Below are 8,744 nucleotides of genomic sequence, written 5' to 3'. Positions count from 1 at the left end.
ACATCTACCTCGGCACCGTCACCCTCGCAGCCCTCATCATCTGGCTCCGCACATGATCCGAGAAACAGCGCCTAGGAACCTGTTTGACATGAACTGCGCCATCGTGAGGTGATCACGCGGTCATCACAAGTCCGTCAGCTGAGGAATCCGTGCACTCCTACATCGCGGCTATCGTCGAGAGAGCGCCCAGCGTTTACTTGCAGAATGTTGCCATCACCCTGGCCGGGACGGCGCTCTTCTTCTGGATCGGACGGGCCAAGCTTCGAGCAGGCGGCCGCTCGGCCAACCAGTACGAGACGGTGCGGGTGGCCAACGCGTTGGTTGTTCCGCCCCCGCCCCGGCGCTCCCAGCGGGTCCAGGGCCGTATCTGGATCGGCGTGGCCGGCGTCTTCGCCTTCGGATGCCTCTTCAACCTGGCGATGGGCATCTCCGCACTCGTGCACTGACCTCTGCGCGTTGAAACCGCGACAGCGGGCTCACACCTGCCTGGCGTACGGGTGTGTGTCAGTGCCGGATGCCACGCTGAAGGCACGGTTGTCGACATGACCGACCCGCAGGTTGCGAGGTCGGCAGACGTACGCCGAGGCGTGCCGCAACGTAGGTCTCTCAAGATTGTGTCGCGGTGGCGTGCGTGCCCGGATCTGCCGACGGCCGCCAGTTGACCGGCCTGGTGATTTGCCCGCGGGGCGCACAGATGCGGACGAGGTCGCCGCGTTCCTTACCGCGGACCTCGGTTGCGGTCTGCTGACTTTCGGATGGGGTGGGCGACGACGTAATGGGCGGGAATGAGTGTGAGCCAGAACCACATGGCCGCTGCCGTATTGATGAAGGCCAGAGGGATGGAGAGCCCGAGGATCAGGACGCTGGCGCCGAGCTGGGCGGTGAAGCGATGGCGGGCCACGGCGGCGGCCGATGCCGGTGAAGGATGCACTTGGCGCTGTGTGAGCAGAAGCAGGATCGCGTGTACCGCATGGATCGCGGCCATGGCACCCGCATAGAGGGCGACGGTTTCGGGCTGGGAGGCGTACTGGGCCAGGAGCGCCGTGGGGAACGGCAGCAGGGCGACGAGGCCAAGACCCAGCAGGACCAGGCGCGTTACTGTGACCGTCTCGGTGGGCAGTGCGGTGAGGATCCGACGGTGGTCACGCCAGAGTCCGGCAAGGAGAGCGAAGCTGAGGACGAAGGCGCCGACTTTGGGAAGGGCCTCGGCCAGGGCCTTGTGGAATGCGGCGTCGTCCAGGTGGGCGGGGATGGCGACGTTGATGACGAGCAGGGTCATCGCGATGGCGTAGATGCCGTCGGACAGGGCGATCAGGCGTGCCGCGCCCGGCTCCCTCGTGTGAAGGTGGGCCGGTTTCACTGGCTCGGTCATACCGACGACAGTAGGGCTATGCGTGCTGCCTTTGGAGGTGGCCGGGTACGCGGACGTAGGAAATCTGGTCCCGTCGGCATTCTGCTCTGGCGTGTGGAGGCCACATCGCATCCGCTGCAACCTGGCGCGCGGCGTGCGCCCGAGTGATGTCAGGCCCTGGGTGGAGCGCCCGCGTGCTTCCGCTCGGCCTAGGAGGGCCTGCCTCCGTTGGCGTTCGTGTTCGCGGACACCATCGAGGCGAAGGCCGACAACACCGTGAAGGTTCTGGAGGAGGCTGGCCGCCGCGCCGGTACGACTCCTACCGCCGGGGGATCACCGCCCTCGACTACGGCCAGGCGGTGCCCGTCCTCGTCACCACCCTGGAGCAGCTCCAGGAGACGGCGCCGGCGCGGCGGCGGCTGGACGGACGGGCGAGCAGATGCTGGCGGCTGCGTTCGACACTCTCGACGGCGACGCCCTCGACCGCGAGGCCGCCTGCACCGACGCCCATGAGCAACGACGCCGGCCGGGGCCGCGTCGGCGGGCATGGATGACCGGCTCCTGAACGAGCTCGTGGCCCGGGCCCAGGAGGGCTTGCAGTGTACGAGCGTAGGCGGACCGCTCCAGCAGCTGGCGAAGCGACTGCTGGGCCTCGGGCACTTGGACCTCGGCTACACCACCTGGGGGCAGGCACGAGCGGCGGTGGGCATCCGGTGTCGACCTGGCCCGGGTTGTGCTGCAGGCGGCCCGGAGGAGCGGCAGTGGCCAGGGGCATGTACGTAACCGTTGGCGACCGGCCGCCCGCACGTCCGGGCGGCCGCGGCGCAGCTTGCGAAGCCAGTCGAGCCGGCCGCAGCCCCGCAGGGTCCTCGCCCACGCCGCCTCGAACGGCGGAACGCGTACCTTGTCCTCAACTCCCAGGCTCATCGCGACGGCCCAAGCCGGCGTGCTCCTCCAGGACATCCCGAGCGAGGAGAAGCGACTCGTCGACGCCCACCGGTGGGCCCTGTCCCAGCTGTTCTGGACCCATGTGCATGCCTACGGCCGGCTCGGACTGGACATGGGCTCCCACCCCGAATTGGCCGCAGCCGCGGCGGGAGTGCCCATCCCCACTGCCGAGTCGATGTGCAGCTGGCAGGCTCGCTCTGACCGGCCGTCCGGCTCCCCGGTACGTCCACATCAACTTCCTCGGCCGCTGTTCTGCCTCCAGCCTCCGACCCCCGACACCGGGCATGCGGCAGCGGCGCGGCCCGACCGCATCGCACTCGTGATCCGGCACGTCAGGGGATCTGGGCCTCGATGTCGGCGAGTTGCGCGGCGAGGATTTCCTCGAATGCATTGCGACGGTCTGCTCCGAGCGGGCGGATGTCGCGGGCGAAGTAGGCCAGGGCGGGGAAGTGTTCGGGGTCGGCGCCGAGCACCGCGACGCGGAACTGTTCCATGCCCTGTTCGTACTCCTGTGGCGTGATGGTGCTGATACCGGCCTCGGAGGCGATCAGAGCGGCAAGAAGGATCACGATGCGGTGGTATCGCACCGGGATCTCATCGTCGGGCAGGCCGGACGCGCGCAGGGCCTGCAGAAGCTCCTCCATGACCAACCGGGATCCGGTGCCGCCGGACGCGTAGCGTCCCCACACCGCGGCGAGTTGGGGTTGCTCGCCGAATGCCTCGCGCAGGCGCAGGGCCAGGGCGGTGACGCGCTGTTTCCAGTCGCCCTCGGGGCGGTAGCCGTCCATGGCGGCCAGCAGGATGCGGTCGGCAACCGCGCGCAGCAGTTCGGTCTTGTTGCGGAAGTGCCGGTAGAGGCTGGAGGAGTCGGTCCCGAGCGCTGCGGCGAGTTTGCGCACGCTGAACGATTCGGCGTCGCTCGTGCGCAGCAGTTCCGCCGCCGTGTCCAGGATCTCCTCGGTCGACCATCGCCTTCGGCCAGTCATCTCGCCCCTCTCGTCCAGACCCAGCCTAACCTATGCACTTGCTGATGCACGCACTGCGTGCATAATGAGGGCAACTCACCGCCCGATGGCAATGACAGACCCGGCATCCGGCCGGGAAGGGAGAAGGAGCCATGAGCGAGACCACTATCGCGACGCGGCCGCCTGAGCCGGACTTCTCAGCGATCACGGCCGATCAACTGATTGCCTACCGCGACGCCGAGAACCGCTTCCGGGCCTCCACCGCGGCGCGGGCGATCCTCGGAGAGCCGGACGCCGGCGCCGCGATCGTCTGGCAGGAGGTACCGCTCCCCGGCCGCGACTTACCGGTCCGCGTCTACCGGCCGGCCCCGACGGGAGACGACGAAGCCGCAACCCGAACCGACCTGCCACTCGTGGTCCATGTCCACGGCGGCGGCTTCGTGGGCACGGCAGCGCAGTGCGACTGGACCAACAGCCACCTCGCCACGGGGCTGCCCGCCCTCGTCGTCTCGGTCGAGCACCGCCTCCTCGGCCCGGACAGCCCGCTCGCGAGCGCCGTCGACGACGCTTGGGACGTGCTCCAGCACGTGGTGCGGCACGCAGCGAAGTGGGGCGTCGATCCGACGCGTGCGGCCGTCTTCGGTGAGAGCTGCGGCGCGCTCATCAGCGCGCTGGCGGCCATCCGAGCCAGGGAGTCCTGCCTGGAGCTCAACGCGCAGGTACTGGTCAACCCCGCAGTCGACGTGACCGGGACGATGCTCGACTACCCCTCGATCGCCGAGTACGCGCACAACCCGACCCGGGCCCTGCCGCAACTGCGGCTCATTCAACGGCTCGCCGTCCCGCCGGGAGCCGACACCCGCGCAGTCTCACCGCTGTACGAGGACGACCTGAGCGGACTCGCCCCGGCACTTGTGGTGGTGCCCACCCGGGACGCGCTCGCCGACCACGGCCGCAGCTACGCCGAGCGACTCCAGGCAGCCGGGACCTCCGTGCAACTCACCGAATACCCGGGGGCGCGACACGCGTTCCTCACCCTGCCCGGCGTGGAACCACAAGCCGCGGCCGCCCGGGCGGAGATCCTCGGGTTCCTCCGCGCGACCCTGTCGAAGTGACGGAGGAACGATGCATCCCACCCTTGGACCCGACGGCCCAGCGGTCTCCCGACTCGGCCTAGGCTGCATGAGCATGACCGGAACCTACGGCCCCATTGACCCGCATGAGGCCGCGGCCACTGTGCGCGAGGCCCTCGATTCGGGCATCACCATGTTCGACACCGGCGACTTCTACGGCGAAGGGCCGAACGAGGAACTCATCGGCCGGACCCTCGCACCACACCGGGACCGCGCCATCCTGGCCACCAAAACCGGAGTCCGCCGCACCGCCGAGGGCCTGATGCCCGCCGGCTCACCCAACGAGCTGCGGCGTGTCTGCGAAGCGTCGTTGCGTCGGCTGCGCACCGATCACCTCGACCTCTATTACCTCGCCCGCGTCGACCCCGCCGTCCCCGTCGAGGAGTCTGTCGGCGCCTTGGCCGACCGCTTCGTCCTGGCCGGGAACTCCCTCGGCGCCTTGGTAGCGCTCCAGACCGCGGTCACGGCACCGGAGCGGGTCGAGGGGCTGGTGCTCATTGGGTACCGGCCCCACGACCAGCCGGCCTCCCCCGCGTCTGCAAGCCGCCTGGGACGCTGAAAGGACGGCGCTCGCCGCCGGCGATCTGGACGCAGCGGTGTCAGTCGGCGTGGAGGCCTGGACCTCGGCCGGTGCGACCGCCGAAGTGCGTGCTCACGCGGCCCGCATGCTCCGCGACCAGTTCACCGAACAACTGGCCCACGGCGAACCGTCACTGGCGGCGGACCCGCTCGGCGAAGGTGCAACAGCGCTGCGCACACTGTCCGTTCCCGCCTTGGTGGGAGGCGGTGAACACGACATGCCCGACTTCTTCGAGGGCGGCGAGGCACTGGCCCGCGATCTCGACGCGGGCCGGCCCGTGGTCATCCCGGCCGCAGGCCACCTTGCCCCGCTGGAACAGCCCTCTGTGTTCTGCACCCTGCTACTGGACTTCATACGCCGTCTCCCGGGGGAGCGACGCTGAACCCCGCGCCCGCGAGACCTGATGCGATCTCCGGGCAGTCGTTCCGGGGTTCCGGCGCTCGTCGCCGGAGCCCGTTCATTGTTCGTCTTGACGGTTCTGACTTCTCGCGCTGTCTTCCGGCGGGCCTTCGGGGGTGACTATGCGGCTTGGGTGAGTTCGGCACGGCCGAACAGGAGGGCGTATCCGGAGGGGAGTTGGGTGAGGATGCGGTCGAGGAGGTCGGGGCCGGCGAGATGTCCGACGACGCTGAGGACGGTTCCGGTGTCCCAGCGGGTGGTTGCGGGGGTGGCACCGGTGCGGGTGGCGATGTCCTTGACGAAGCCCCATCCGGTGAGGGGGTGTGCGTCGGGGATCTGGGCGGTGAGGTCGACGGCGGCTTCGACGGGGAGGCGGGCGGCGAGCTCGACGCGTTCGTCGCCGGTGAGCTGGCGGCCGAGAGCGGCCAGTACGGTTCGGGTGACGTCTTCTGCCTGTTCGCGGGTGGGGTAGGCGCCTTCGTAGCGGACCCTTTCGGTCATCTGGTGAAACGTCATGCCAGGCCGGGCCGTGACGGGTTCACGCAGTGAGTACATCGGGGTTCTACCTTTCTGCCTCGTGGCTTTCTGGTGCAGGGGCGTAGGGCCGCGGACGGGCCGGGGGACGGCAGCCCGTCTTGCGGATGGACGTGGGGGCAGGATGCGTGATTGCGGTTCTACGGGTGCTGGGGGCGGCCGAAGAGGAGGTCGTACCCCGGGGGGAGCTGCAACATGACGCGATTCGTCAGGTCCTCGCCTGCCGCGTCGGCGGCCACGCTCAGGACGGCCCTGACATCTGAGGCCGCGGTCTGCTCGGTGGCTCCCTCGATCCATGCTGCTGTCGCGCGCAGGAACCGCTCCGGCGGGAGTGGCTCAGTGGCCCGCAGCGGGTTGAGGAGGATCAGGGCGAAGCTCTCGGGGAGCCGGGCAGCCAACTCTGCCCGGACCTCACCCACCAGGTGCGCGCCCAGCAGCGCCAGGACCGTACGCGCGGCACGCTCGGCTTCCAGCGGTGTGGAGTATTCGCCGCGCTCCTGCACCTGGGCGATGAACGTCTCCGTACGCATGGCCATCACTTCCCCTCTGTGCATGGTGGTGCGGGGGACAGGCTGTGGAGGGGGTGAGGGGGGACAGGGAACCGAGAGGCGACACCCCGTCCCCCGCAGCCTGTGCGAATTCGTCGGCCGTAGAGCCGGATGTCAGCCGCTGATCTGCTGGCGATCGGGCTGTCCGCCGATGGCGATCTTGCGGGGCTTGGCACGCTCGGCGATCGGGATCCGCAGCGTCAGCACTCCGGCCTCGTAGTCGGCGGTGATGCGCTCGGTGTCCAGGGTGTCGGCGAGCACCAGCTGGCGGGAGAAGATGCCCAGGGGCCGCTCGGAGAGCTCCATCTGCACCTCGTCCGCCTTCACGGCGGGGCGGCGCTCGGCCCTGACGGTGAGCATGTTCCGCTCGACATCGATATCGATCGCGTCCTTCGCGACACCCGGCAGGTCGAGGGCGATCACGTACTCCTCGCCCTCGCGGTAGGCGTCCATCGGCATCGCCGAGGGCCTGGACCACGTACCGGTCGTGCCCGTGAGCTGCTGGGCGAGACGGTCGAGTTCGCGGAACGGGTCGGTGCGCATCAACATCGCGAAAACACCTCCATCGGTCTGGCAGTAACTGCCAATGCGCTGTGTCTGCCACCGTTGTAACATGTCATCGAAACGATGACAAGTTCCGATGTCATCCAAACAGTGACGACCGAAAGGAGTCCTCGTGAGCGTCTCCCCGGAGCCCCGCGACCCCACCTCGTTCTTCGCAGCGCAGGCAGCGCTCGACGCGATCAACGACGCCGTGCACACCGCCCAGACGTCGCAAGGCGAGGCGCCGGCCGAGGACGGACGGGCCAGCGCAGAGCAGGCGCTGGCCGCGCTGCTCCTGTTGCGGGAACTGCGCGACCAGCTCGCCGGATGGGAGCCGGGTCTCATCGAAGCGGCCCGAGCGGCGGGCTCCAGCTGGGCCGACCTCGCCGGCCCGCTGGGCGTCGCCAGCCGCCAGGCCGCCGAGCGGCGCTACCTCCGCGTGCGGCCCGGCGCCCCCGGCGAGACCGGTGAACAGCGTGTCCAGGCCACCCGCGACCGACGCGCAGCAGACCGCACCATCACCACCTGGGCCCGGGCCAACGCCGGCGAACTCCGTCAGCTCGCCGGCCAGATCACCGCACTCACCGACCTCCCCGCACACGCCCGTACATCGCTGGCCAGCCTCACCGACACCCTCGGCGACAACGACGCCGCCCGCCTCATCGCCCCGCTCGCCGACACCCGCATACACCTCGAAGCCGACCACCCCGACCTCGCGGCACGCGTCACCACCATCACCAACCACGCCGAGCAATTGCGCCAGGCGGGCAATGGACCACGCTGAATCAGGGGCCGCAGGGAGGCACCCGGGCCGCAGGCACAAGTGTGATGTCGGCAGTTCCGGCCCCACGCTCACGGTAGGAGGGCTGCTCGCGCGCTGACTGTCTGGGCCTGGCGGGTGGGGCCCTGGGCCGGGCCGGCGGCAGGGCCCGATCGGCGCGGCGGCCCTTGTGATGGAGAGACACCGGCCGGCGCCACAGGGCTCAGCCCGTCACGGCCCCGCGGAGGCGCGCTATGGTCTCGTCCACAACCCGCGTGGCGCACGGTGGACTTGGGATGACCAGCTTGTTGCGGCCCTCTATCGTGATCGGCGTTCAGCGCAACGGCGGGGACCGGATCTGGAGCCGCCCTTCCAAGAGCTCGCTGTGGAGTGCAGTTGTAGGCCGCCGCCAACCAGCCGGACGCTCTCGCCAGCAAACAAAGTCGAGCCGCATGCCCTGGGACTCCGCCCTGCTCGTCACCATCGTCGACGCCGCCGATGCATCGGTCTCCGGTGACAGCAGAGCGGCGGCTGCGCCCATACATCGATGACGGCGAACGCGGCCGGCTCGTGTATTGGGCGATTGAGTTGAAGGCCAGAGATGCTGTTGACGTGGTTTTCGACGATGCCGGAGCTGTGGGGCGGGGTAGGGCGGGCCCTGGCTATGCGACGCCAGTACTGGGTGTGAACGCGTGTGACGGGACGTTGAGTTACTTGTTACGCGAGAGCAGCCCGCTGGTTCACGGGCGGTGGGTAGAACACGACCGAGTCGACCGGTGTGAAGTTGGCCCACGATCCGTTCTGCGGCGCCATGCCGCCGTGGCAGTTGCCGGTCCCGTTGTGGCGTCTGTAGCCGTCGCGCAGTGCGGCGTGGGTGCCGCCCTCTGGTAGTTGAGAATTCGGTGCCAGTTGTGCCGGCTGCTCAGGTTGCGGGCGCTGTAGCTCCGGAAAACCTGACTGGGCAACTGGGCGGGGTCCTGGCT

At 69.2% G+C, this 8,744-nt stretch carries 11 protein-coding genes; 5 read left to right on the top strand and 6 right to left on the bottom strand.

Features of this window, described 5'->3' with window-relative positions; genetic code table 11:
• The first annotated feature begins 197 nt into the window (after positions 1-197).
• Positions 198-446, top strand: a complete 249-nt coding sequence (locus tag IE267_RS37940; protein ID WP_167151112.1) for a hypothetical protein — start codon at positions 198-200, stop codon at positions 444-446.
• 272 nt (positions 447-718) lie between these two features.
• Here the strand turns inward: IE267_RS37940 and IE267_RS37935 are convergent, their stop codons facing one another.
• From IE267_RS37935 to IE267_RS37925, 3 genes are all read right to left on the bottom strand, one after another.
• Complete coding sequence (locus tag IE267_RS37935; protein ID WP_167151110.1) at positions 719-1,372, bottom strand: TMEM175 family protein; 654 nt, start codon at positions 1,370-1,372, stop codon at positions 719-721.
• A gap of 325 nt (positions 1,373-1,697) precedes the next feature.
• The gene (locus IE267_RS37930) at positions 1,698-1,862 is read right to left on the bottom strand and encodes a hypothetical protein (RefSeq protein ID WP_189766387.1); all 165 of its coding nucleotides are present in this window, start codon (positions 1,860-1,862) and stop codon (positions 1,698-1,700) included.
• A gap of 769 nt (positions 1,863-2,631) precedes the next feature.
• Positions 2,632-3,285 (bottom strand): TetR/AcrR family transcriptional regulator, encoded by a 654-nt coding sequence (locus IE267_RS37925; RefSeq protein WP_167151108.1) that lies wholly within the window; start codon positions 3,283-3,285, stop codon positions 2,632-2,634.
• Between the two features lie 131 nt (positions 3,286-3,416).
• On the opposite strand from IE267_RS37925, the gene IE267_RS37920 reads away from it, so the two are divergent.
• The 3 genes from IE267_RS37920 (at position 3,417) to IE267_RS37910 (ending at position 5,359) form a co-directional block, all read left to right on the top strand.
• A complete protein-coding gene (locus IE267_RS37920; protein ID WP_189766386.1) occupies positions 3,417-4,379 on the top strand; it encodes an alpha/beta hydrolase in 963 nt (320 codons plus the stop codon).
• 73 nt (positions 4,380-4,452) lie between these two features.
• Positions 4,453-4,956, top strand: coding sequence for an aldo/keto reductase (locus IE267_RS37915; protein ID WP_229861656.1), 504 nt, complete (start codon positions 4,453-4,455; stop codon positions 4,954-4,956).
• A 37-nt stretch (positions 4,957-4,993) separates the two neighbouring features.
• Positions 4,994-5,359, top strand: coding sequence for an alpha/beta fold hydrolase (locus tag IE267_RS37910; RefSeq protein ID WP_189766385.1), 366 nt, complete (start codon positions 4,994-4,996; stop codon positions 5,357-5,359).
• 137 nt (positions 5,360-5,496) lie between these two features.
• Here IE267_RS37910 and IE267_RS37905 read toward each other — a convergent pair whose 3' ends face one another.
• The 3 genes from IE267_RS37905 to IE267_RS37895 all read right to left on the bottom strand — a co-directional run bounded on the left by IE267_RS37905 (position 5,497) and on the right by IE267_RS37895 (position 7,007).
• Positions 5,497-5,931 carry a DUF2267 domain-containing protein gene (locus IE267_RS37905; RefSeq protein WP_167151093.1) on the bottom strand — a complete coding sequence of 145 codons (435 nt, stop codon included), beginning with the start codon at positions 5,929-5,931 and terminating at the stop codon, positions 5,497-5,499.
• 119 nt (positions 5,932-6,050) lie between these two features.
• Complete coding sequence (locus IE267_RS37900; protein ID WP_189766384.1) at positions 6,051-6,446, bottom strand: DUF2267 domain-containing protein; 396 nt, start codon at positions 6,444-6,446, stop codon at positions 6,051-6,053.
• Between the two features lie 126 nt (positions 6,447-6,572).
• Entirely contained in the window at positions 6,573-7,007 is a 435-nt protein-coding gene (locus tag IE267_RS37895) for an Hsp20/alpha crystallin family protein (RefSeq protein ID WP_161245727.1), read from the bottom strand.
• 127 nt (positions 7,008-7,134) lie between these two features.
• Here IE267_RS37895 and IE267_RS37890 point away from each other — a divergent pair, with 127 nt between their 5' ends.
• Positions 7,135-7,785 (top strand): type III effector protein, encoded by a 651-nt coding sequence (locus tag IE267_RS37890; RefSeq protein WP_167151089.1) that lies wholly within the window; start codon positions 7,135-7,137, stop codon positions 7,783-7,785.
• Positions 7,786-8,744: the final 959 nt, after the last annotated feature.

This window comes from Streptomyces xanthochromogenes (assembly GCF_014650455.1).
In the GTDB taxonomy this organism is placed as follows: Bacteria; Actinomycetota; Actinomycetes; order Streptomycetales; family Streptomycetaceae; genus Streptomyces; species Streptomyces xanthochromogenes.
Note: the sequence above shows the minus strand (reverse complement) of the source record. Positions and strands in the feature narration are given on the sequence as shown.